Here is a 23,519-nt window from a genome sequence, read left to right as displayed (position 1 = left end):
TTCCAGAACGTGGTGATTGCCACCATCGTCGGTTGGCTTGTGCTGTTTGTGTTCCTGCCCAACCTGATGATTATCGTCACCAGCTTCCTGACGCGTGACGATGCCAACTTTGTCCAGATGGTCTTCACGCTGGACAACTATGCGCGCCTGCTCGACCCGCTGTATGCGCAGGTGCTGCTGCACTCGCTGAATATGGCCGCTATCGCCACGCTGGCGTGTCTGGTGCTGGGCTATCCCTTCGCCTGGTTCCTCGCCCGCCTGCCGCAGAAGGTGCGTCCGCTGCTGCTGTTTTTGCTGATCGTCCCCTTCTGGACCAACTCGTTGATCCGCATCTACGGATTGAAGATTTTCCTCAGCACCAAAGGCTTCCTCAACGAGTTCCTGCTGTGGTTCGGCATCATTGATACGCCCATCCGCATCATGTTTACCCCCAGCGCGGTGATCATCGGCCTGGTGTATATTCTGCTGCCATTTATGGTCATGCCGCTGTACTCCAGCATCGAAAAGCTCGATAAACCGCTGCTGGAAGCGGCGAAAGATCTTGGCGCCAACAAGCTGCAAACCTTTATTCGTATCATCATTCCACTGACTATGCCGGGGATTATCGCCGGTTGTCTGCTGGTGATGTTACCGGCGATGGGCCTGTTCTACGTCTCAGATCTGATGGGCGGCGCGAAAAACCTGCTGATCGGCAACGTCATTAAGAGCCAGTTCCTCAACATTCGCGACTGGCCGTTCGGCGCTGCCACCAGCATTACGTTAACGGTAGTGATGGGGCTGATGCTGCTGGTCTACTGGCGCGCTTCGCGTTTGCTGAACAAGAAGGTGGAACTGGAATGATCGGTCGACTGCTGCGCGGCGGCTTTATGGCCGCCATTTATGCTTATCTCTATATTCCGATTATCATTTTGATCGTGAACTCGTTTAACAGTTCTCGTTTCGGGATCAACTGGCAGGGTTTTACCACCCAGTGGTACAGCCTGCTGATGAACAACGACAGCCTGCTGCAGGCGGCCCAACACTCGCTGACAATGGCGATTTTCTCCGCCACCGCCGCGACGCTTATTGGTTCGCTGACCGCTGTGGCGCTCTATCGCTACCGTTTCCGCGGTAAACCGTTTGTCAGCGGGATGCTGTTTGTGGTGATGATGTCGCCGGATATCGTCATGGCTATCTCCCTGCTGGTGCTGTTTATGCTGTTAGGGATTCAGCTCAGCTTCTGGTCGCTGCTGTTTTCACACATCACTTTCTGCCTGCCATTCGTGGTCGTCACCGTCTTCTCGCGCCTTAAAGGCTTTGACGTACGGATGCTGGAGGCGGCGAAAGATCTGGGGGCCAGCGAGTTGACCATCCTGCGCAAAATTATTCTGCCGCTGGCTATGCCGGCGGTCGCCGCGGGCTGGCTGCTGAGCTTCACCCTGTCGATGGATGACGTGGTGGTTTCGTCGTTCGTCACCGGGCCAGGCTACGAGATTCTGCCGCTGAAGATCTACTCGATGGTGAAGGTTGGCGTATCGCCGGAAGTGAACGCGCTGGCTACCATTCTGCTGGTTCTGTCGCTGGTGATGGTGATTGCCAGCCAGCTGATTGCACGTGATAAAACGAAGGGCCTGAAGGTCAGGCACTAACTCAGGGGACGTAAAATGATGAAATGGTCACGCCACCTGCTCGCGGCAGGTGCTTTAGCGCTCGGTATGAGCGCAGCCCACGCGGACGATAGCAAAACGCTGTACTTCTATAACTGGACGGAATATGTTCCGCCCGGACTGCTGGAACAGTTCACCAAAGAGACCGGCATTAAGGTTATCTATTCGACATACGAATCGAATGAAACCATGTACGCCAAGCTCAAGACCTATAAAGACGGTGCCTATGACCTGGTGGTACCGTCCACCTACTTTGTCGATAAAATGCGCAAAGAAGGGATGATTCAGAAGATCGATAAAACGCAGTTGAGCAACTTCAAAAATCTCGATCCGGAGATGCTCAATAAGCCGTTCGACCCGAATAACGACTATTCCATTCCGTACATCTGGGGTGCCACCGCCATTGGCGTCAACAGCGACGCGATTGACCCGAAAACCGTCACCAGTTGGGCCGATCTGTGGAAACCGGAATACAAAGGCAGCCTGCTGCTGACCGACGATGCTCGCGAAGTGTTCCAGATTGCGCTGCGCAAGCTGGGCTATTCCGGCAACACCACCGATCCGAAAGAGATTGAAGCGGCCTATAACGAGCTGAAAAAACTGATGCCAAACGTGGCCGCCTTCAACTCTGACAACCCGGCCAACCCGTATATGGAAGGCGAAGTGAATCTCGGCATGGTGTGGAACGGCTCGGCATTCGTTGCCCGTCAGGCAGGTACGCCGCTGGAAATCGTCTGGCCGAAAGAAGGCGGTATCTTCTGGATGGACAGCCTGGCGATTCCGGCCAACGCCAAAAACAAAGCGGGCGCGCTGAAGCTGATTAACTTCCTGCTGCGCCCGGACGTGGCCAAACAGGTTGCAGAAACCATCGGCTACCCGACGCCAAACCTGGCGGCGCGTAAGCTGCTGAGCCCGGAAGTGGCCAACGACAAGTCGCTCTACCCGGATGCGGAAACCGTGCAGAAAGGCGAGTGGCAGAACGATGTGGGCGCTGCCAGCACGCTGTACGAAGAGTATTATCAGAAGCTGAAGGCCGGGCGTTAACATCACATTTGGGGCGCTATGCGCCCCTCATCTCACTCGCGGGTAGAAATAGCGCACCCGGAACTCATCGTTATTGTTATAAAGCACCGAATAGTCGAGCGGCCTGCCTGAAGGCTCCACTGCCTGCGTTTCAATCCGGATCACCGGGTCCTTTTCACTGAGATTAAGCATCCTCGCGACGTCCCGATGCGCTAACGCGGTTGAAAATGTTTCATAGCATCCAGCGATGGTAATTCCGCACTCCTCCTCAAAGAAGTCAAACTTTGAATGATTCATATGCTCCATCGTCAAACGCGGAAAACGCTGCGCCGAGAGCCAGGTTTCCTCCAGCTGCATCGGCGTTTTATCCATCGTACGCAATCGCTTAACGTGGAATACCGGCTCACCCACCTCACACTGTAGCCAGGCGGCAATATTTTCTCTCGCCGGAATAACCTCAAAGCTCAGCACGCGACTCACGGCCGGTTTACCCTGAATGCGGGCAATTTCGCTGAATCCCATAAACCCATTCAGCCAGGCAACCGTCTTTTTGTGCCGAATAATGCTACCGGTCCCCTGCCGCTTTTCAATAATCCCTTCCTGCTCCAGAACCGCAAGTGCTTTCCGCAGGGTATTTCGCGACACCTTAAAATAGGCAGCAAGCGTTTTCTCCGCAGGTAGGGCATCGCCTTCTTGTCGGTCCGATGCGTCTATATATTCATTAATTAAATGGACAACCGAACGATAAATCATGGCAGCCTCCCATCAGGTCAGAGAGACAGAATAACGCGATCCCCCCAGAATACCAGCAATCAAAAGCACCACTTAGGGATAAGTTTTTTCACATTAATATCAAAGAGATAATAAAAACAAAAATAAAAAATCCATTATTTATTCCTGTTTACACTGATAAATGGACATGTCAGCACAGTGAAATATTGATGGGCTTAACATTATCCGTGAAAAATAAAAACAAAAATAAACAACGACCTGACCTCATACTATTAATCACATGAATAAATTAGAAAAAACATTTCAAAAAATAAATCCCATTATTATCTGGCTGGGAAAAAGTCCCTGGCTGCAGGCAATATCTATCTCGATGGTTTCCACCGTTGCGATCACGCTTATCGGCTCGCTCAGCGTACTACTGATGGTGCTTCCTGTGGACAGCGTGCATCAGTTTTTTATTGTCAGCAAAATGATGCCGGTGTTTAACAACGTAACGACCTGTACTCTGGGTATACTCGCCATTTACGTCACCTTCTTTATGGCGCGTAACCTTGTTCGTCAGTACAACGTGGATACCGATAGCACACTGTGCGGTATCGCGGCCATCATGGCCTTTTTAATCGTCACGCCAATGGCTGACGATACAGGAGCCATCACCGCAATTCCGCTGACCTGGCTCGGCGTGCAGGGCGTTTTTTCCGCGATGCTGATTGGCCTGAGCGTCGGGCGTCTCTTTATCTTTATTATCCAGCGCGGCTGGACGCTGCGTCTGCCCAAAGGGGTGCCGCCAATGATAGGCCGGGTGTTTGAAGGCCTGTTCCCCTTTGTGCTGGTGGGTATCGTTTTTCTGCTGATTAACCGCCTGTTTATGGCAACCCCCTGGGAGAATGTTCACCAGTGTATTTATACCCTCATCCAGCAGCCTTTGAAGGGGCTGGGGGGAAGCCTGTGGGCGTTCCTGTTGGTGACGCTGGTCATGCAGATTTTGTGGTTTCTCGGTATTCACGGCACCAACGTGGTGCTACCGCTGGTTACTCCCATCTGGCTGGCGATGGATCTCGAAAATCTCGCCGCGTGGCGCAACGGCCTGGAGATGCCAAATGTCCTTGGACTGGCCTTCTTCAACATTGTCACCTGGAGCGGACTGGCGCTGGGTTTAGTGCTGCTAATGTGCGTGTCGAAAAGCAAACAGTTTAACCAGATGGGCAAACTGGCGCTGATGCCTGCGCTGTTTGGCATCACCGAGCCGGTAATTTTCGGTACGCCGCTGGTGATGAATTACCGTCTGATGGTGCCTTTTGTGACCAATAACGCCATCGCTATTGCCCTTTCATGGCTGCTCATCAAGCTGGGGCTGGTGGCGAAAATCGTCGGTGCCCAGACTATCTTTGGCCTGCCATTGGGGTTCTTCGCCACGGTGGGTGGCGCGGCGTCGATTATTGCTCTGCATCTTTTCTTACAGCTGATTCTTTCGCCGCTGCTCTGGTATCCATGGTTCAAAATGGCCGAGCACGCCGCGCTTGCGGCGGAACGCGAAGCTGACAAGGAGGACCTATGACTCACCTTCACGCGCTGCTGGCGCAAATGACGTTGGATGAAAAGATTGGCCAGTTGGTGCAGCTGTCTGGCGAATTCTTCCTGGATGAACCCCAGCTTACCGTTGGGCCAAAGGCCCGTCTGGGCATCACTCAGGAGGTGGTCAGTCACGTCGGCTCGGTGCTGAACGTTTCCGGCGCCGCCAAAACGCGGGAAATTCAGCGTCAACACCTGGAAAACAGTCGTCTGAAGATCCCGCTTCTGTTTATGGCCGACGTGATTTACGGTTACCGTACCATCTTCCCAATTCCATTAGCGCTAGGCTGCACCTGGGAACCGTCGCAGATTCGCCAGTGCTGCGTCGTTGCCGCGAAGGAAGCCGCCAGCGCCGGTAGCCACGTCACCTTCGCGCCGATGGCGGATCTGGTGCGCGATGCCCGCTGGGGACGCTGTATGGAGTCGACCGGCGAAGATGTGTTCCTGAATACTCAGTACGTTCGCGCCAGCGTCGAGGGGTTCCAGCAGAATCTGGCGACTCAGCAGGGGCTGGCGGCCTGCGTGAAGCATTTTGTTGGCTATGGCGCGCCTGTCGGCGGACGCGACTACAACACGGTTGAATTGTCGCACCAGAGCCTGTTTGACGATTACTTTCCGCCGTTCCTGGCGGCCATCGAAGCGGGCTGCGAGATGGTTATGACGTCATTCAATACCGTTGACGGTATTCCGGTCACCGCCAACCCATGGTTACTGAAAACCCTGCTCCGCGATCGCTGGCATTTTCAGGGCATCACCATCGCCGATTACGCCGCCGTCAAAGAGCTCATTCCCCACGGCGTGGCAGCCGATGAGCAGGAAGCCTGCGCCCTCGCCTTTAACGCCGGGCTGGATATTGATATGAAAACCCCCTGTTACGCCAACGGCCTGAAGCCGCTGCTGGCAGCGGGGAAAATCAGTGAACGGGCGTTAGATGCAGCGGTGCTGCGGGTCCTGAGGCTGAAGCAAAAGCTCGGTCTATTCGAAGATCCTTATCGCGGCACCTCTCCCGAAGGCGAACAACGCTGCTGCTATCACCCTGACCATCTGCGGCTTGCCCGCGAGACGGCGGGCAAATCGATAGTGGTGCTCAAAAATGAGCGTCAGACGCTGCCCTTTCCCCCGGAGACAACGCGTATCGCCCTGATAGGCCCTTACGCCGATAATCCGGACATTTTCGGACTATGGGCGGTTTACGGAGAAAAGTCACGCTGTACAACGCTAAAAGCCGCGCTGCAGGAAGCGGTTCCCGCGGGAAATTTACGCGTGACACAGGGCTGCGATCTGCTGCTGGACTACGATTTCCTCGGCGAATTTGGCGCCACCCACCAGATAGACCAAACTCGCGCCCTCTCGGACACTGAGCGGGAGCAAGAACGTCAGCGGGCGCTGGACTTCGCCCGCGAGGCCGACATTGTGCTGCTGGCGATGGGCGAACATATGATGCAAAGTGGCGAAGCCGCCAGCCGTACTGACCTGCACCTGCCACGCCACCAGGTAGCCTTTATTCAGCAAATCGCTGCCGTCGCGAAAAAGACCGTATTGATCCTGTTCAACGGCAGGCCGCTGGTACTCACTGATGTCGTCGACTGCGTTGACGCAATCGTCGAAGCCTGGTTCCCCGGCATTGAGGGCAGCCGCGCGCTCGTGGATATTATCAGCGGCGCGCGCAACCCTTCAGGGAGGCTATCGATGAGTTTTCCCTATGCTAATGGCCAGGTTCCAGTCTATTACAATGCACTTAACACCGGCCGACCGGCTCAACGGTCCGATCATAGTCCACGCTTTCTTTCCAAATATCTCGACTGTCCAAATGCGCCGCTTTTTCCCTTTGGTTTCGGGCTCTCGTGGCATCACACCACGCTTAGCACACTCCGCGTTACGCCAAAGCTGGTGCCGGGAGGCAGGGTTACGGTCAGTGTGACGGCCAGCAACTCAAGCCATACCGCCGGATGCGAAACAATACAGCTTTACCTTAACGACTGCGTTGCCAGTATTGCCCGGCCCGCTTTACAGCTAAAAGCCTTCACCCGGATCTCGCTTGCTGCCGGTGCCTCACAGGTGGTGAGCTTTGAGATCACGGAAAACGATCTGGGCTTCTACGACGCCGAAGGGGAACGGCGGCTGGAGTACGGCAGGTTCCGGGTCTTTGTCGGTCTGAACAGCGCGGACTTGCTGGAGGGTGAATTTTACTACGCGGAAAGCTAATCATCGGGCATCCGGCAAACCGCGCCGGATGCCCGAATATTTACAGCGATTTCAACAGTTCATCAACATAGGCCGGCACCACTTCGCTCGCCAACCCGTAGTGCTTCTCTTCGAACTCGCTGCCGACCTGGCTCGGTTCGAGGTTGAGTTCCACGGTATGGGCGCCGTGTAACTTAGCCTCGTGGACGAACCCGGCAGCCGGATAAACGTGGCCAGACGTGCCGATAGCGATAAAGATGTCGGCCATCGACAGCGCGAGGTAGATATGGTCCATTTCAAACGGCATCTCGCCAAACCAGACGATATGCGGGCGCAGCGGCGCCGGGAACTGACAGCAGTGGCAGCGTTCATCCACCGGCAAATCGCCCGGCCAGTCGAACACCTGACCGCTTTGGGTGCAGCGCACCTTCAGCAGCTCACCGTGCATATGCAGCACGTTTTTATTGCCCGCGCGCTCGTGCAGGTTGTCGATGTTCTGCGTCACCAGCATAAAGTTCTCGCCGAGCGCCTCTTCCAGCCTTGCCAGCGCCAGGTGCGCCGCGTTAGGCGCAATCTCCGGCTGCTGGAGCTGGCGCCGGCGTGCGTTATAAAAGCTCTGCACCAGCTCAGGATTACGTGCGAAGCCTTCCGGCGTCGCCACGTCCTCAACCTTATGCTCTTCCCATAGCCCATCGGCCGCCCGGAAAGTCCGAATCCCCGACTCTGCCGAAATACCCGCGCCGGTGAGCACCAACACTCTTGGTTTATCCATCTCTTCTGGCATCACCCTGTCCGTGAAAAAAATCCGCTGGCGCAGACGCTGGCGCAGCTGACGTTTATTCCGACGAAAACGGCTCAATCGATGTAAGCGGCGCGACTGCATATCTACTCCATGTTAGTTGGTCAGATGAAGGAACGCAGCGCCGCGCATCCCCCCTGCATCACCGTGGCGTGCGCATTCAATGCGCGGCGTGCGGGCTACAGGCAGTAAATGACGCGGTAAGCGGTGCGCAAGTCCATCGGCGATCGCTGAAAAATTCGATAACCCACCGCCGAGCACCAGCAGATCCGGGTCGACAATGGTCAGTATATTCCCCAGGCACACGGCGAGCAGATCGAGGTAAAGCTCAACGTGCTCGCGCGCCCTTTCGTCTCCCTGCTGCCAGAGGGCAACAATTTCCGGCGAGGTGAGCGGCTGCTGATAGACATGGTTGTACAGCCACGCGAACCCACGCCCGGATAAATAGTTTTCAATGCAGCCAAGCTGGCCGCAGCCGCAACGCACCAGCGGGAAATCACGCCCCACCACTTCCAGCGCGTCGACCGGCAGGCGAATATGACCAAACTCGCCGGTAATATAACTGTGACCGGTAATCGATTTACCGTTCAGCACAATACCGCCGCCGACGCCGGTACCAAGAATCAGCCCCATCACCAGCGGGTACTGGGTAAACTCGTCGTCCCAGGCCTCGGAAATGGCAAAACAGTTAGCGTCGTTATCCAGACGTACGTCACGGTCGAGCAAGCGGCTCAGATCCGCACGGAGCGGTCGACCGGTCGCCGCCGGGACGTTCGCCGCATACAGCGTACCGTCTTCGGTTTCCGGCATGCCGGGAATACCGATACCTACCGTTCCCCGGCAGTTGAAGCGCGCATCGGCTTCTGCCACCAGCCCGGTTACCGCCTCAAGGAAGCTTTCATAGCTCTCTTTCGGCGTCGGGATACGTTTTTCCCACTGAAGCTGGCGCGATGAATCAAATACGCCCAGCGCGATTTTGCTGCCGCCAATGTCAAATCCATAATGCATCATGTTCATTCCTCTAACTGACGCACGCAGCAGCAACGCCGCGCGGTCAGGACGTCAAATTACTGGCCACTCAGCACCCTCGCAGGGTCGATACGGCTGGCGCGGCGGGCGGGATACCAGCTTGCCAGCAGACTCAGCAACAGTGCCGTGACCAGCACATAAACGACATCCAGCCAGTGCAATTCAGACGGCAGGAAGTCGATAAAATAGATGTCACCCGATAAGAATTGATGACCAATAATCTTTTCAATCACCTTAATAATGCCCGTGAGGTACAGCGAAGCGAGCACGCCGATAACCACACCGCAAAGGCTGCCCAACAGGCCAGCCAATAAACCATACCACACGAAAATTGCGCGAATCAGCCCGTCTTTGGCGCCCAATGTGCGCAGGACCGCAATATCGCTACTTTTATCTTTCACGGCCATCACTAACGTCGACACGATGTTAAAACAGGCCACGCCGATCACCAGCACCATCGCCAGATACATGATCGCGCGGATCATCTGAATATCGCGGTACATATAGCCGTAGGTGCCAATCCAGCTCTTGATATAGACGTAGTTGTTGGTGACCTCGCCCGCGTCACGCACCAGCTTGTTGGCGTTAAACACGTCGTTCACTTTAATGGCGATACCGGAGATGCTTTCCCTCATGTCCAGATACTGCTGGGCATCCTGCATCGGAATCATGGCGAAGCTATGGTCGAGCTGGCCGCTCAGCTGGAGAATACCGATGACGTGCAGGCGCACGCGTTTTGGCTGCAGCAGCTTATGCTCGGGGTTCGAGTTGGGGATCATGATAGACACCCAGTCTCCGGCTTTCACCTTCAGCGCATCGGCAACGCCTTTGCCGAGGATAATTTGCTGCGCCCCGGCCTTAAAGTTTGCCCAGGCATCCGCCTGAACAAAGCGCGGCAGTGCGCTCAGTTTACTCTCCTGCTGCGGATCCACACCTTTCACCTGAATGGCGCGCAGGTTGCTACCGCTCTCTACCAGCCCGGTAAAGTTGATGTACGGCGCGGCGGCCTCTATGCCTTTCACCGCTTCAACTTTCGGCAGCACGTTCTGCCAGTGGTTCCACGGCGGGTTGACCGCTTCGATTTCACCGTGCGGCACCACCGCAAGAATGCGGTTATTCAGCTCGCGCTCGAAGCCGTTCATCGCGCTCAGGCCGACGATCAGCACCGCGACGCCCAATGCAATGCCCACGGTGGAGATAACCGAAATCAGCGACACCATGCCGCTGCGTCGACGTCCGCGGCTAAAGCGCAGGCCAATCAGTAACGACAGCGAAGGAGCCATTAATGCGCTCCCATCAGGGTCAGTTGGTCGCTCAGGTGGCCGTCACGCATCTCCAGCTGACGCCCCATGCGTTTCGCCAGCTGCAGGTCGTGGGTCACCACCAGGAAGGCCGTGCCCTGAGACTGGTTCAGCTCGCCGAGCAGTTTGAAAATGCTGTCGGCGTTTTTGGCATCGAGGTTACCGGTGGGTTCATCCGCCAGCACCAGACGCGGGTTATTAACCAGCGCACGGGCAATCGCCACGCGCTGACGTTCACCGCCGGACAGCTCCGAAGGACGGTGATTCGCACGGTGTGCCAGCCCAACCGCTTTCAGCATCTCCAGCGCACGCGAGTTGATCTCGGCGGCTTTCTTTTTGCCAATCAGCAGCGGCATAGCCACGTTTTCCAGCGCGGTGAAATCCGGCAGCAGGTGGTGGAACTGGTAGATGAAACCCAGCTTCTGGTTACGCAGCTCGGCCTTTGCCGCCGAAGAGAGTTTGCTCATTGGCTGGCCGCTGAAAATGACGTCGCCGCTGGTGGGCGTATCCAGCCCGCCCAGGAGGTGTAGTAGCGTACTTTTCCCGGAACCCGAAGTACCGACGATGGCCATCATTTCACCCTCGCCCACGCTGAAGCTAACGTTATGTAGCACGTCAGTCTGCACCGAGCCTTCCTGATAGCGTTTGCACAGGTTGTCGCATTGCAACAGGATCTTATTCATAACGTAAAGCCTCAGCGGGTTGAGTGGCGGCAGCGCGCCAGGAAGGGTACAACGTTGACAGCAGCGCCAGGGCCATCGCCACCAGCGCAATCACGATAACCTGCAGCGGCTCAATGGCAACCGGCAACGCCGCACCGTCGAGGAACGCGCCGATAATCGGCATTAAATTATTGAGCTGGCTGGCGAGCAGCACGCCAAGCACCGCGCCAAGTACCGCGCCAATGATGCCCGCGCTGGCCCCCTGCACCATAAAGACGGTGAGGATCTGCCGCGGCGTCAGCCCCTGCGTTTGCAGAATCGCCACTTCGCCCTGCTTCTCCATGACCATCAGCCCCAGCGAGGTGATGATGTTAAACGCGGCGACCGCGACGATCAGGCTCAGCAGCAGCCCCATCATGTTTTTTTCCATTCGCACGGCCTGGAACAGCTCGCCTTTACGCTCGCGCCAGTCCTGCCATTTGGTGCCTTCCGGCAGCGTTTGCTGGCTGAGGGTATCCACCTGCAGCGGTTTATCCAGCCACAGACGCCAGCCGGTAATGTTGCCCAGCGGGTAGAGCATCAGGCGGGAAGCGTCCTGAATATTGACCAGCATCTGGTAGCCATCGACTTCGCTGTTGGCAGCGAAAGTGCCAATCACCGTAAACAGACGCTGGCTCGGCAGACGCCCCATCGGGGTGAACTGGCTGGCAGACGGCACCATCACGCGGATCTGGTCGCCGCGATTGACGCCTAACTGGCCCGCCAGCTGCTCGCCGAGAATCACGTTGTATTTTCCGGCGCTGAGGTCAGTTTGCTTCACGTTCACCAGATACGGTGTCAGCGGGTCGGCCTTCGCGGGGTCAATCCCCAACATTACCCCCACCGAAACGCTGCGTGCGCTTTGCAGCACCACATCACCGGTCGTGAGCGGTGCAATACGGGTCACACCCTGCAGCTTCACGCTCGATTCCGGAATTTTTTGTGGGTTAAGAGAGCCTTGTTCAGCGCTCAGAATGGCCTGCGGCATCAGCCCCAGTATGTTGTTTTGCAGCTCGCGTTCAAAGCCGTTCATCACCGAGAGGACGGTGACCAGCGCCATCACGCCAAGCGTAATGCCGATTGTCGACAGCCAGGAAACAAAGCGACCGAAGCGGTCCGCTGCTCGCCCGCGCATATAACGCAGGCCGATAAATAGTGCGACAGGTTGATACATGTAATCCGTCTGGTTGCTGATAGCAGAAGCACGAGTATATAAGCGAAAGCACAATGGGTAAATGACTGAACCGTAAGCGCAAGGCTGACAATTCAGCGTCAGGCAACAGGAATGTTGAAATTTTCAGCGACGCGGTCAATAGTGATGTTTTCTTAACGTTTCGCGAAAGACTGATGAACCACACCGTTAACCCTCTGATATTGCGCGCAGGCGCCCTACTGCTGTGCCTCTTTCTGGTTTATACCGGCGTTAGCGCCGTTGAAAAAACGACCTGGCTGATGGAGGTTACGCCGGTAATTATCGTCGTTCCGTTGTTGCTTTTTACCGCTCAGCGCTATCCGCTGACACCGCTGCTGTACGCGCTGATTTTCTGCCACGCCATGATTTTGATGGTCGGCGGTCAGTATACCTACGCGAAAGTGCCTATCGGTTTTGATGTACAGGAATGGTTCAACCTGAGCCGCAACCCTTATGACAAGCTTGGCCACTTTTTCCAGGGGCTGGTACCTGCGCTGGCGGCGCGCGAAATCTTGCTGCGGGGGGAGATCGTTCGGGGCCGTAAAATGTTGGCATTTCTGGTGTGCTGCGTGGCGCTGGCCATTAGCGCCACCTATGAGCTGATTGAATGGTGGGCCGCACTGGCAATGGGGCAAGGCGCGGATGATTTCCTCGGCACGCAGGGCGACCCGTGGGATACGCAATCGGATATGTTCTGCGCCCTGCTTGGCGCACTGACGACGGTGATCGTGCTTACTCGCTGGCATAACCGACAGGTAAACGCTATCGGATGACACAAATACCAATCCGGCCTAGAGGGAGGCATCCTGTAGGCCGGTTTTTCCTATCCTCGACGCAGCTTAATGATCAGAATCGGCATCGCGAACACCAGCGTCAGAAAATTCGCCATGCTCACGGCCATATCCTCAATCATTACGCCGTAGACTAACCACATCACCAGCCCACATACGAACATCACGTACATCAGACCCGAAATGCCCTGGGTATTGCGAGTGGCGATAACCTTAATGGCCTGCGGCAAAAAAGAGAGCGTGGTCAGGCAAGCGGCCAGATAGCCAATCCATGATGCCCATTCCATGATTACGCCTTCACGTCACGGGCTACGCTCGCCACGCTAACCGGTTTTTCCAGCACCACAGCGGGCGATGGCGTTTTACGATACTTATCCAACAGGTGAATCTGAATTTTACGCAAGGCATCGCCATTCAAGCGGTAGTAGCGGAAATACAGCACCAGCGTCATGATGAAAAACAGCGCCGGTAACGCAATCATAATGAACTGCATGCCCTGAACGGTTTGCGCTGACTGCGCCACGTTTGGGGTATAGCCGATGATCCCCAGCACCACGGCGATAAAGAAGGCCGCAAATGCCGAACCGCCCTTCACCACCATCGTCTGTACCGAGTAGGCGATGCTTTCACAGCGAACGTTAAGCTTGTACTCGCCATAGTCGACGGTATCCGCCACCATGATCACCTGGAGAACCCAGAACAGCGCGGTGCCCACGTTGAGGAATACCCCGGCTACGATAATCAGCGGCGCGTTGTGATACCCCGCCAGCGCCATCGCAAACAGCCCGATGCAGCTGATCACCGGCAAAATTGACGCCCCGGCCCACAGCACGCGTCTCGACAGCGCGTTCACCAGCCGCGGGAACAGAATCAGAGTGAGTAAATTCGCCGCACCTGCGTAGGAAAGGTAGTACGGGAACAGAGACGCATCGCCGATCACGTAGGTGAAGTAGTAAATCGCAAAGCCGGTAATAATGTTTGAGGCAATGTTGTAAGCCAGCGCCATCCCCAACAGGCAGGAGAGCTGATCGTTTTTGTAAATCAGCGCCACAATCCCCTTTAGCGTCAGACGCGCGCTATCCGTGCTCGCATCGCTGTCGGAGGAAAAGACTTCATGCACGTTGCGCAGTGTGACAAAGGTCGAGGCGATAAAGAAAGCAATCAGCACCAACGTAAACATCTGGAAACCAAAACCGCGATCCGCACCGCCGACGGCATCTACGAACGGTAGCGTAATGCCTGCCGTCACAAATCCAGCGAGGCTGGCGAAGAAACGCGGATACGGCACCAGTTGCTCACGTTCGCGCTTATCAAGGGTAATGGTCGGCACCAGCGACCAGAAAGGAATATCCATAATGGTGTAGGTCATCCCCCACAGTATGTAGGTGACGCAGACAAACACGACCTGCGCGGTGCCTTCGAACAGATGCGCGCTGAACAGTAAAAACAGAATAAGCGAGTTCGCGAGCGTGCCGATAAGGATCCACGGCTTGAATTTTCCCCATCGCGTTCGCGTGGCGTTCACTATCCATCCCATGATGGGGTCGTTAATCGCATCCCAGATGCGTGCCACAAGGAAAAGCGTGCCCACCAGACCAACCGACAATCCGACCACATCGGTGTAGTAATACATCAGATACATATAAACAATGCCGATGGCAAAATCCTTACCAAACGCACCGAATCCGTAACTGAGTTTTGTTGTCAGAGAGATGCTCATAGGGTACCGGGTCACTGTTACCAGCGCCCGCCTTCTGTTAAGAGTCAGAGGTAAAGCGCCGGATACTTTGCCCGGCGCCGTCTTTTTTTAGCGGTGCAGCCATGCGGGCAGCCAATCACCGTGGGCGGCAATCAGGTCATCCACCAGCGCATAAATCTCTTCGATGCCCAGTACAGCGGCGGTGTGTGGGTCCATCATCACCGCGTGATAAACACGATCGCGGTTTTCCGTGAGGATGGCCTCCGTCAACAGCGTCTGCACATTGATATTGGTCTGCATCATCGCCGCCAGATGTGCGGGAATCGCCCCCACTTTGGTCGGCTGAATGCCGTTCGCATCCACCAGGCAGGCAACCTCCACGCAGCTGCCCTGCGGCAGGTTATCAATCAGACCGTCGTTACGTACGTTGCCATAAATGACGCTCGGTTCTCCGGTCCACAGGGCGTTCATGATGGTGCTGGCGTACTCTCTCGACGGTTTAATATCAATACGTTCAGCGGTCTTGTACTCTTCCAACTCCTTATGCCAGTTTGCCAGCTGCTCGACGCAACGTTTCGGGTATTCATCCAGCGGTACCTTGTAGCGTTCAATCAGATCTTCGCGTCCGGGCTTAATAAACCACGGCGTATATTCGGCAAAATGCTCGGATGATTCGGTGACAAAGTAGCCCAGCTTTTTGAACATTTCATAGCGCACGATGTTCTGGCAGCGCGTATTGCCATGAATATTTGGCTTCGGAGCCTCGCCTGCGGCATAGGCAGCCAGCAGTTCCGGGTAGAGATTGACGTACTCGCCGTCGGCGTTTTTGCGTTCCAGTTCAAGATAGAACGCCATGTGGTTAATACCGGCGCAGCGATAACGTAGCGTCGCCGGGTCAATATCGAGATCGCGCGCCAGCTCCTCCGCCGTCCCCTGCACCGAATGGCACAGCCCTACCTGCTTGATGTGCGGGTAACGGGCGTACATTGCCCAGGTGTTCATCGCCATCGGGTTAACGTAGTTAAGCATGGTGGCATTCGGGCACAGCTCGCTCATGTCCTCACAAATTTGCCAGAGATGCGGGATGGTCCGCAGCGCGCGCATAATGCCGCCAGGCCCAAGCGTATCGGCGATCGTTTGTTCCAGGCCGTGGCGTTTACACACCTCGAAGTCGGTCACCGTACAGGGTTCATAGCCGCCAATCTGGAAGGCGACGACCACAAAGTCCGCGCCCTGTAATGCCGCGCGCTGGTCGGTATGACAGGTAATATGGCCAGAAGCACCAGCCGAATCCATCAGCTTGCGCACCACGATGTGCGACTCTTCCAGCCGCGTGGTGTCGATATCCATGAGCGCAATATGCGCGGACTTCAGCGCTTCGCGATGAAAAACATCGCCGAGAATATTTTTGACAAAAATCGTCGACCCGGCGCCGATAAACGTAATTTTGGGTGCTGTCATCATGACTCTCCAGAACAATAAGTGGACGAGAACATGGTGGCATGCGGTACTCGGGAAAACTTCCACCTTCCGCGATGAGCATTCCCATAAACTCAGATCGGCGTCTGGGTAATGGGAGATCTGAGTTTTTGGGAATAAATGAGCGCAAAAGCAGAGTATACGGCCTGAAATACCGGTTACTATTAGGCTAAGCGATGGATTTTACAGCCGACTTCCCGGTTGACGTCTCCCCGCGCTGACATCATTCTGATAAATCAGGAAACGGAGCCGCCATGAGCAACGCGCCAATCTCTCATCTCCCGCCCGATCCGCATATGTGTAACGGCGATGAAAAGCAGACCCGTAGCCCACTATCACTCTATTCAGAATACCAGCGTCTTGATGTTGAACTGCGTCCACCGCACGCCATGCCCGCCAGCCACTGGCACGGACAGGTCGAAGTGAACGTGCCATTTGATGGTGACGTCGAATACCTGATCAACAATGAAGTCGTGCAGATAAAACAGGGACATATCACCCTGTTCTGGGCCTGTACGCCGCACCAGCTCACCCGCCCAGGTCATTGTCAGCAGATGGCGATTTTCAGCCTCCCTATGCATTTGTTCCTCTCCTGGCCGCTGGACCGCGAACTGGTGAACTACGTCACCCACGGCATGGTGATAAAGTCGCTCGCCACTCAACAGCTGAGCGCCTTTGAAGTGACCCGCTGGCAGCAGGAGCTCGCCAGCCCAAATGAACAGATTCGTCAGTTGGCCATCGATGAAATCGCCCTGATGCTTAAGCGTTTTAGCCTCTCCGGCTGGCGGCCCATCCTGCTGAATAAAACCTCCCGCACGCACAAAAACAGCGTCTCGCGCCACGCGCAGTTTTACGTCAGCCAGATGCTTGGGTTTATTGCTGATAACTATGATCAGGCGTTAACCATCAATGATGTTGCCGAACACGTAAAGCTGAACGCCAACTACGCGATGGGCATTTTCCAGCGCGTCATGCAGCTCACCTTAAAGCAGTACATTACGGCGATGCGCATCAACCACGTTCGCGCGCTATTGAGCGATACGGATAAAACCATCATCGACGTGGCGATGACGGCGGGGTTTCGTTCCAGTAGCCGTTTTTACAGCACCTTCAGTAAACTGGTCGGGATGTCGCCACAGCAGTACCGCAAGCTCAGCCAGCAGAAGAAGCAAATGATCTGAAACGCGCAAGCGCCGCATTTTCAGCGGTTGCACTCCCGCCGCCATCACGGATAATAAGTACAGCAAATTTATATTATTACCGTGGAAATACGGCCATCTGGAGAACGTGCGCTGACTATGCCTGAACTTGCCCGTTATGCCCTACCGACAAAACCCGGCGACCAGCGCCTGCTTGGTGAACTGACCGGCGCGGCCTGCGCGACGCTGGTGGCGGATATCGCTGAACGTCATGCGGGGCCGGTGGTGTTGATCGCCCCGGATATGCAAAATGCCCTGCGCCTGCACGATGAAATTACCCAGTTTACCGACAGCCTGGTGATGAACCTGGCCGACTGGGAAACGTTGCCCTACGACAGTTTCTCACCGCATCAGGATATTATCTCTTCGCGCCTGTCGACGCTCTACCAACTGCCGACGATGCAGCGTGGCGTATTGATCGTGCCGGCCAGCACATTGATGCAGCGCGTCTGCCCGCACAGTTTCCTGCACGGCCACGCGCTGGTGATGAAAAAAGGCCAGCGCCTGTCGCGCGACGCCCTGCGTAGCCAGCTCGACAGCGCGGGCTACCGTCACGTCGATCAGGTAATGGAGCACGGTGAATATGCTACCCGCGGCGCGCTGCTGGATCTCTACCCGATGGGCAGCGAGCAGCCTTATCGCCTTGACTTCTTCGATGATGAAATCGACAGCCTGCGCGTCTTTGACGTCGACAGCCAGCGTACGCTGGAAGAAGTTGAGGCCATTAACCTGCTGCCCGCCCACGAATTTCCGACCGACAAAACCGCTATCGAGCTGTTCCGCAGCCAGTGGCGCGATAAGTTTGAGGTCAAACGTGATGCCGAGCATATCTACCAGCAGGTCAGTAAAGGCACGCTGCCTGCCGGGATCGAATACTGGCAGCCGCTCTTCTTCAGCGAGCCGCTACCCGCGCTGTTCAGCTATTTCCCGGCCAATACCCTGCTGGTGAATACCGGTGACGTTGAGGCCAGCGCCAACCGTTTCCAGGCTGACGCGCAGGCGCGTTTTGAAAACCGGGGCGTGGATCCGATGCGCCCGCTGCTGCCTCCTGCAACGCTGTGGCTGCGTACCGAAGAGCTGAACAGAGAGCTGAAAAAATGGCCGCGCATCCAGCTCAAAACCGAGCATCTGGCAGACAAAGCGGCGAATACCAACCTCGGCTTCCAGCCGCTGCCGGACCTCTCCGTCCAGGCGCAAAACAAATCGCCGCTGGATAACCTGCGTAAGTTTATCGAGTCCTTTAGCGGGCCGGTGGTCTTCTCGGTAGAGAGCGAGGGTCGCCGCGAAGCGTTAGGCGAACTGTTGGCGCGGATCAAGCTGTCGCCAAAACGTATTCAACGGCTGGATGAAGCGAGCGGTAAAGGTCACTATCTGATGATAGGCGCCGCCGAGCACGGCTTTATCGATACGCAGCATAACCTGGCGCTGATTTGCGAAAGCGACCTGCTGGGCGAGCGCGTGGCGCGTCGCCGTCAGGATGCCCGGCGGACCATTAACCCGGATACCCTGATTCGCAACCTGGCAGAACTGCACATCGGCCAGCCGGTGGTGCATCTTGAGCACGGCGTGGGGCGCTACGGCGGAATGACGACTCTGGAAGCAGGCGGCATCACCGCCGAGTATCTGATCCTCACCTACGCCAACGACGCCAAGCTGTACGTACCGGTCTCCTCATTGCACCTGATTAGCCGCTACGCTGGCGGTGCGGAAGAGAACGCGCCGCTGCACAAACTGGGCGGCGATGCCTGGAGCCGCGCGCGACAAAAAGCGGCGGAAAAAGTGCGCGATGTGGCCGCGGAGCTGCTGGATATCTACGCTCAGCGCGCGGCGAAAGAAGGCTTTGCCTTCAAACACGATCGTGAACAGTATCAGCTGTTCTGCGATAGTTTCCCATTTGAAACGACACCGGACCAGGCACAGGCGATCAACGCGGTGCTCAGCGACATGTGCCAGCCGCTGGCGATGGATCGTCTGGTGTGCGGCGACGTTGGCTTTGGTAAAACCGAGGTCGCCATGCGCGCCGCCTTCCTCGCGGTCGAGAACCACAAACAGGTTGCGGTGCTAGTGCCGACGACCCTGCTAGCGCAGCAGCACTATGATAACTTCCGCGACCGTTTCGCCAACTGGCCGGTGCGCATTGAGATGCTTTCCCGCTTCCGCAGCGCCAAAGAGCAGACGCAGATTCTGGCCGAAGCCGCCGAGGGTAAAATTGATATTCTGATCGGAACCCACAAGCTGCTGCAAAGCGACGTGAAGCTACGCGATCTGGGGCTACTGATCGTCGATGAAGAGCATCGCTTCGGCGTGCGCCACAAAGAGCGCATTAAAGCGATGCGCGCCGACGTCGACATTCTGACGCTCACCGCCACGCCTATTCCGCGAACCCTGAATATGGCAATGAGCGGCATGCGCGATCTGTCGATTATTGCCACCCCGCCCGCCCGCCGTCTGGCGGTCAAAACCTTCGTGCGTGAGTACGATAGTCTGGTGGTGCGCGAAGCTATTCTGCGTGAAACGCTGCGCGGCGGCCAGGTGTACTACCTGTACAACGATGTCGAAAATATTCAGAAAGCCGCCGACAGGCTGGCGGAACTGGTGCCGGAAGCGCGTATCGCCATCGGTCATGGCCAGATGCGCGAACGCGAACTGGAACGGGTGATGAACGATTTCCACCACCAGCGCTTCAACGTGCTGGTGTGTACCACCATCATTGAGACCGGTATCGACATTCCTACCGCCAATACCATCATCATCGAACGCGCCGACCACTTTGGTCTGGCACAGCTGCATCAGCTACGTGGACGCGTGGGGCGTTCGCACCACCAGGCCTATGCCTGGCTGCTGACGCCGCATCCGAAAGCCATGACCCCAGACGCCCAGAAACGTCTGGAAGCCATCGCCTCGCTGGAAGATTTGGGCGCAGGTTTTGCGCTCGCCACCCACGACCTCGAAATTCGCGGTGCGGGCGAGCTGCTGGGCGAAGGGCAAAGCGGGCAGATGGAGTCCATTGGCTTCTCGCTGTACATGGAGATGCTGGAAAACGCCGTCGATGCGCTAAAAGAGGGTCGCGAACCGTCGCTGGAGGATTTAACCAGCCAGCAAACCGAAGTTGAGCTGCGTATGCCGTCGCTGTTGCCGGATGATTTTATCCCGGACGTCAACACGCGCCTCTCCTTCTACAAGCGGATTGCCAGCGCGAAGAATGAAAACGAGCTGGAAGAGATCAAGGTCGAGCTGATCGACCGCTTCGGTCTACTGCCGGATGCTGCGCGTAATCTGCTGGATATCGCCCGTCTGCGTCAGCAGGCGCAGAAGCTCGGGATCCGCAAGCTGGAAGGCAACGAGAAAGGCGGCGTGATTGAGTTTGCCGAGAAGAATCACGTCAATCCGACGTGGCTGATTGGTCTGCTACAGAAACAGCCGCAGCACTTCCGCCTCGACGGCCCGACGCGCCTGAAGTTCTTCCAGGAACTGGGCGAGCGTAAAATGCGAATGGACTGGGTTCGCCAGTTTATGCGCCAACTGGAAGAAAACGCCCTCGCCTGAACGAAATAACATACTGATTCCTTTATTTTTTTACCCTTATACGGCCGCTGTTGCGGCCGTATTGCTTTCTCGCCATTCCTGAAATCGCGTTTCATTCTTGCCCAATCGCATTCTGACTTTTGTTTACATTGAAATAAAAATGCGTATATTTCTCATTTGCATTCATTTTATGCATGCGCGTTGGCCTATAACACGACCGTCACCACAGAGCGGCGGACAAAAATAATGACGATTGATTAAGGGTTTATATGTCTCACTCTTCAAATATCCGCAACGGCCGCCTGGCGCCGTCAATGCTGGCAATGGGCATCGCGCTCGCGTTGTCACCGGGCTTAAGCGTTGCCGCCAGTGAAGATACTATTATCGTTGACGGCACCAGCAATACGGGCAGCGATAGCGAAACGCAGGACTACAGCGTGAAAACCACCACTGCCGGCACGAAGATGCAGATGGTCCAACGCGATATTCCTCAGTCGGTCACCATCGTCAGCGAACAGCGGATGCAGGATCAGCAGCTGCAAACGCTGGGCGATGTGATGAACAACACCATGGGCATTACCAGCAGCCAGGCCGATTCCGACCGTACCAGCTACTTCTCTCGCGGCTTTGAAATTGACAACTATATGGTCGACGGGATCCCGACCTATTTTGAATCCCGCTGGAACCTCGGCGATGCCCTTTCCGATACCGCGTTGTTTGAACGCGTAGAAGTGGTGCGCGGCGCGAACGGCCTGATGACAGGGACAGGCAATCCTTCTGCCGCCATCAACATGGTCCGCAAACACGCCACCAGCCGCGAATTTACCGGCAATCTTTCGGCGGAATATGGCAGCTGGAATAAACAGCGCTACGTTGCCGACCTGCAAAGTCCGCTGACCGAAGACGGTAAAGTGCGTGCGCGAATCGTGGCCGGCTATCAGAACAACGATTCCTGGCTCGACCGCTATAACAACGACAAAACCTTCTTCTCCGGTATTCTCGATGCCGACCTTGGCGATACCACCAGCCTCTCCGTTGGTTATGAATATCAACGTATTGATATCAATAGCCCAACCTGGGGCGGCCTACCGCGCTGGAATACCGACGGCAGCACTAACCATTACGATCGCGCGCGCAGTACGTCACCGGATTGGGCCTACAACGATAAAGACATTAATAAGGTCTTTATGACGCTGACGCAGCGCTTTGCCGATACCTGGCAGGCAACGCTGAATGCCACCCACTCCGAAGTGAAATTCGACAGTAAAATGATGTACATCGATGCCTACGTGAACAAAGCCGACGGTTCTCTGGTTGGTCCGTCCAGCAACTACGGCCCAGGCTATGACTACGTGGGCGGGACCGGGTGGAACAGCGGCAAGCGCAAAGTGGATGCTGTCGATCTGTACACCGATGGCAGCTACGATCTGTTTGGCCGTCAGCACAACCTGATGCTCGGCGGCAGCTATAGCAAACAAAATAACCGTTACTTCAGCGCCTGGGACAACGTCTTCCCGGATCAAATAGGTAACTTTGATAATTTCAACAGCGCCAGCTTCCCGGAAACCAACTGGACCTCGCAGAGCCTGGCGCAGGACGATACCACGCGCATGAAGTCGCTGTATGCCGCCACTCGTTTTTCGCTGGCCGACCCGCTGCATCTGATTATCGGCGCGCGTTATACCAACTGGAGCGTCAGCACGCTGTCCTACAATATGGAGCAAAACCACACCACGCCGTACGCGGGCCTGGTGTATGACATCAATGATAACTGGTCAACCTACGCCAGCTATACCTCCATCTTCCAGCCGCAAAACGACAAAGACAGTTCCGGTAAATACCTGAAGCCGATTACCGGCAACAACTACGAAGTAGGTCTGAAATCAGACTGGATGGACAGTCGCCTGACCACGACCCTATCCGTGTTCCGCATTGAGCAGGATAACCTGGGGCAGTCGACCGGCGTGCCGATTGCCGGCAGCAACGGCGAAATCGCCTACACTACCGTCGACGGCACCGTCAGCAAAGGCGTAGAATTTGAAATTAACGGCGCGCTCACCGATAACTGGCAGATGACCTTCGGGGCCACCCGCTACGTGGCGGAAGACAGCGATGGCAAGGCGGTAAACCCGAATCTGCCGCGCACCACCCTGAAGATGTTTACCCGCTATCGTTTGCCGATGATGCCGGATCTGACCGTCGGGGGCGGCGTGAACTGGCAGAACCGGGTGTACAAAGATACCGTGACGCCATTCGGCACCTTCCGCGCCGAGCAAGGCAGCTATGCGCTGGTGGATTTATTCACCCGCTACCAGGTCACCAAAAACTTTGCCCTACAGGGCAATATCAACAACCTGTTTGATAAAACCTACGATACCAATATCGACGGTTCGATAGTCTACGGTGAGCCGCGCAACGTCAGCGTCACCGCCAGCTATCAGTTCTGATTTAATTGCCAGATAAAACCAAGGGAGCCACAAGGCTCCCTTTTTTGTCTGTATAAGCATCGCGTTCCCGGAGTCGGCACAGACGTGCCTCGTCAGAGCTACAGCTTCCAGGTAGCCCGGCCAGGCGAAGCGCCGCCGGGAGCGGCTCCCATCCGGCAGACGTAAAAAAGGCAGCCATTCGGCTGCCTTAGTCTCCCCAA

The 23,519-nt window shown here is 56.0% G+C and carries 18 protein-coding genes; 9 read left to right on the top strand and 9 right to left on the bottom strand.

The window, feature by feature from the left end:
- The 3 genes from potB to potD all read left to right on the top strand — a co-directional run.
- The coding region (gene potB, locus M989_RS22770; RefSeq protein WP_064549198.1) for a spermidine/putrescine ABC transporter permease PotB at positions 1-840 on the top strand (840 nt) is incomplete at its 5' end.
- Complete coding sequence (potC, locus tag M989_RS22765) at positions 837-1,628, top strand: spermidine/putrescine ABC transporter permease PotC (RefSeq protein ID WP_064549196.1); 792 nt, start codon at positions 837-839, stop codon at positions 1,626-1,628. The genes potB and potC, both read left to right, overlap by 4 nt.
- Positions 1,629-1,643: 15 nt before the next feature.
- Positions 1,644-2,690, top strand: a complete 1,047-nt coding sequence (gene potD / locus M989_RS22760) for a spermidine/putrescine ABC transporter substrate-binding protein PotD (RefSeq protein ID WP_064549194.1) — start codon at positions 1,644-1,646, stop codon at positions 2,688-2,690.
- A 27-nt stretch (positions 2,691-2,717) separates the two neighbouring features.
- Here the strand turns inward: potD and M989_RS22755 are convergent, their stop codons facing one another.
- On the bottom strand, positions 2,718-3,422 hold the full coding sequence (locus M989_RS22755; protein WP_064549192.1) for a GntR family transcriptional regulator: 705 nt from the start codon (positions 3,420-3,422) through the stop codon (positions 2,718-2,720).
- Positions 3,423-3,771: 349 nt separating this feature from the next.
- Between M989_RS22755 and M989_RS22750 the strand changes: the two genes are divergently transcribed.
- Together M989_RS22750 and bglX are read left to right on the top strand one after the other, a co-directional pair.
- Positions 3,772-4,959 carry a PTS sugar transporter subunit IIC gene (locus tag M989_RS22750; RefSeq protein WP_245191288.1) on the top strand — a complete coding sequence of 396 codons (1,188 nt, stop codon included), beginning with the start codon at positions 3,772-3,774 and terminating at the stop codon, positions 4,957-4,959.
- On the top strand, positions 4,956-7,178 hold the full coding sequence (bglX, locus tag M989_RS22745; protein WP_064549188.1) for a beta-glucosidase BglX: 2,223 nt from the start codon (positions 4,956-4,958) through the stop codon (positions 7,176-7,178). Before M989_RS22750 ends, bglX begins: the two co-directional genes overlap by 4 nt.
- 40 nt (positions 7,179-7,218) lie before the next feature.
- Here the strand turns inward: bglX and cobB are convergent, their stop codons facing one another.
- The 5 genes from cobB to lolC are packed head-to-tail and all read right to left on the bottom strand — an operon-like array spanning position 7,219 to position 12,161.
- Entirely contained in the window at positions 7,219-8,040 is an 822-nt protein-coding gene (gene cobB, locus M989_RS22740) for a Sir2 family NAD+-dependent deacetylase (RefSeq protein WP_064549186.1), read from the bottom strand.
- 12 nt (positions 8,041-8,052) lie between these two features.
- On the bottom strand, positions 8,053-8,964 hold the full coding sequence (gene nagK / locus M989_RS22735) for an N-acetylglucosamine kinase (RefSeq protein WP_064549202.1): 912 nt from the start codon (positions 8,962-8,964) through the stop codon (positions 8,053-8,055).
- 59 nt (positions 8,965-9,023) lie between these two features.
- Positions 9,024-10,268, bottom strand: coding sequence for a lipoprotein-releasing ABC transporter permease subunit LolE (lolE, locus tag M989_RS22730; RefSeq protein ID WP_064549184.1), 1,245 nt, complete (start codon positions 10,266-10,268; stop codon positions 9,024-9,026).
- On the bottom strand, positions 10,268-10,969 hold the full coding sequence (gene lolD / locus M989_RS22725) for a lipoprotein-releasing ABC transporter ATP-binding protein LolD (RefSeq protein ID WP_064549182.1): 702 nt from the start codon (positions 10,967-10,969) through the stop codon (positions 10,268-10,270). The genes lolE and lolD overlap by 1 nt, the downstream gene beginning before the upstream one ends.
- Positions 10,962-12,161: a lipoprotein-releasing ABC transporter permease subunit LolC gene (gene lolC, locus M989_RS22720; RefSeq protein WP_064549180.1), complete on the bottom strand. Its 1,200-nt coding sequence runs from the start codon at positions 12,159-12,161 to the stop codon at positions 10,962-10,964. Before lolC ends, lolD begins: the two co-directional genes overlap by 8 nt.
- Before the next feature lie 173 nt (positions 12,162-12,334).
- Here lolC and M989_RS22715 point away from each other — a divergent pair, with 173 nt between their 5' ends.
- Entirely contained in the window at positions 12,335-12,952 is a 618-nt protein-coding gene (locus M989_RS22715) for a DUF2238 domain-containing protein (RefSeq protein WP_064549178.1), read from the top strand.
- A 50-nt stretch (positions 12,953-13,002) separates the two neighbouring features.
- On the opposite strand, the gene M989_RS22710 is transcribed toward M989_RS22715, so the two are convergent.
- The 3 genes from M989_RS22710 to melA all read right to left on the bottom strand — a co-directional run bounded on the left by M989_RS22710 (position 13,003) and on the right by melA (position 16,133).
- A complete protein-coding gene (locus M989_RS22710; protein ID WP_064549176.1) occupies positions 13,003-13,257 on the bottom strand; it encodes a SemiSWEET transporter in 255 nt (84 codons plus the stop codon).
- A 2-nt stretch (positions 13,258-13,259) separates the two neighbouring features.
- Complete coding sequence (gene melB, locus M989_RS22705) at positions 13,260-14,690, bottom strand: melibiose:sodium transporter MelB (protein ID WP_064549175.1); 1,431 nt, start codon at positions 14,688-14,690, stop codon at positions 13,260-13,262.
- A gap of 87 nt (positions 14,691-14,777) precedes the next feature.
- Entirely contained in the window at positions 14,778-16,133 is a 1,356-nt protein-coding gene (gene melA, locus M989_RS22700; RefSeq protein WP_157093596.1) for an alpha-glucosidase/alpha-galactosidase, read from the bottom strand.
- 269 nt (positions 16,134-16,402) lie between these two features.
- On the opposite strand from melA, the gene melR reads away from it, so the two are divergent.
- The 3 genes from melR (at position 16,403) to fhuE (ending at position 23,319) form a co-directional block, all read left to right on the top strand.
- Positions 16,403-17,329, top strand: coding sequence for a transcriptional regulator MelR (gene melR / locus M989_RS22695; protein WP_064549173.1), 927 nt, complete (start codon positions 16,403-16,405; stop codon positions 17,327-17,329).
- 117 nt (positions 17,330-17,446) lie between these two features.
- Positions 17,447-20,893 carry a transcription-repair coupling factor gene (gene mfd / locus M989_RS22690; protein WP_064549171.1) on the top strand — a complete coding sequence of 1,149 codons (3,447 nt, stop codon included), beginning with the start codon at positions 17,447-17,449 and terminating at the stop codon, positions 20,891-20,893.
- 248 nt (positions 20,894-21,141) lie between these two features.
- The gene (fhuE, locus tag M989_RS22685) at positions 21,142-23,319 is read left to right on the top strand and encodes a ferric-rhodotorulic acid/ferric-coprogen receptor FhuE (RefSeq protein ID WP_064549169.1); all 2,178 of its coding nucleotides are present in this window, start codon (positions 21,142-21,144) and stop codon (positions 23,317-23,319) included.
- The last annotated feature ends 200 nt before the right edge of the window (positions 23,320-23,519 follow it).

Origin of the sequence: Kluyvera georgiana ATCC 51603 (assembly GCF_001654985.1) — a bacterium.
GTDB lineage: Bacteria > Pseudomonadota > Gammaproteobacteria > Enterobacterales > Enterobacteriaceae > Kluyvera > Kluyvera georgiana.
Note: the sequence above shows the minus strand (reverse complement) of the source record. Positions and strands in the feature narration are given on the sequence as shown.

Excerpts from the sequence above, each read along its gene's own strand:
- potC (WP_064549196.1), top strand. The coding sequence starts at position 837 with ATGATCGGTCGACTGCTGCGCGGCGGCTTTATGGCCGCCATTTATGCT.
- potD (WP_064549194.1), top strand. The coding sequence starts at position 1,644 with ATGATGAAATGGTCACGCCACCTGCTCGCGGCAGGTGCTTTAGCGCTC.
- M989_RS22755 (WP_064549192.1), bottom strand. The coding sequence starts at position 3,422 with ATGATTTATCGTTCGGTTGTCCATTTAATTAATGAATATATAGACGCA.
- M989_RS22750 (WP_245191288.1), top strand. The coding sequence starts at position 3,772 with ATGGTTTCCACCGTTGCGATCACGCTTATCGGCTCGCTCAGCGTACTA.
- bglX (WP_064549188.1), top strand. The coding sequence starts at position 4,956 with ATGACTCACCTTCACGCGCTGCTGGCGCAAATGACGTTGGATGAAAAG.
- cobB (WP_064549186.1), bottom strand. The coding sequence starts at position 8,040 with ATGCAGTCGCGCCGCTTACATCGATTGAGCCGTTTTCGTCGGAATAAA.
- nagK (WP_064549202.1), bottom strand. The coding sequence starts at position 8,964 with ATGCATTATGGATTTGACATTGGCGGCAGCAAAATCGCGCTGGGCGTA.
- lolE (WP_064549184.1), bottom strand. The coding sequence starts at position 10,268 with ATGGCTCCTTCGCTGTCGTTACTGATTGGCCTGCGCTTTAGCCGCGGA.
- lolD (WP_064549182.1), bottom strand. The coding sequence starts at position 10,969 with ATGAATAAGATCCTGTTGCAATGCGACAACCTGTGCAAACGCTATCAG.
- lolC (WP_064549180.1), bottom strand. The coding sequence starts at position 12,161 with ATGTATCAACCTGTCGCACTATTTATCGGCCTGCGTTATATGCGCGGG.
- M989_RS22715 (WP_064549178.1), top strand. The coding sequence starts at position 12,335 with ATGAACCACACCGTTAACCCTCTGATATTGCGCGCAGGCGCCCTACTG.
- M989_RS22710 (WP_064549176.1), bottom strand. The coding sequence starts at position 13,257 with ATGGAATGGGCATCATGGATTGGCTATCTGGCCGCTTGCCTGACCACG.
- melB (WP_064549175.1), bottom strand. The coding sequence starts at position 14,690 with ATGAGCATCTCTCTGACAACAAAACTCAGTTACGGATTCGGTGCGTTT.
- melA (WP_157093596.1), bottom strand. The coding sequence starts at position 16,133 with ATGATGACAGCACCCAAAATTACGTTTATCGGCGCCGGGTCGACGATT.
- melR (WP_064549173.1), top strand. The coding sequence starts at position 16,403 with ATGAGCAACGCGCCAATCTCTCATCTCCCGCCCGATCCGCATATGTGT.
- mfd (WP_064549171.1), top strand. The coding sequence starts at position 17,447 with ATGCCTGAACTTGCCCGTTATGCCCTACCGACAAAACCCGGCGACCAG.
- fhuE (WP_064549169.1), top strand. The coding sequence starts at position 21,142 with ATGTCTCACTCTTCAAATATCCGCAACGGCCGCCTGGCGCCGTCAATG.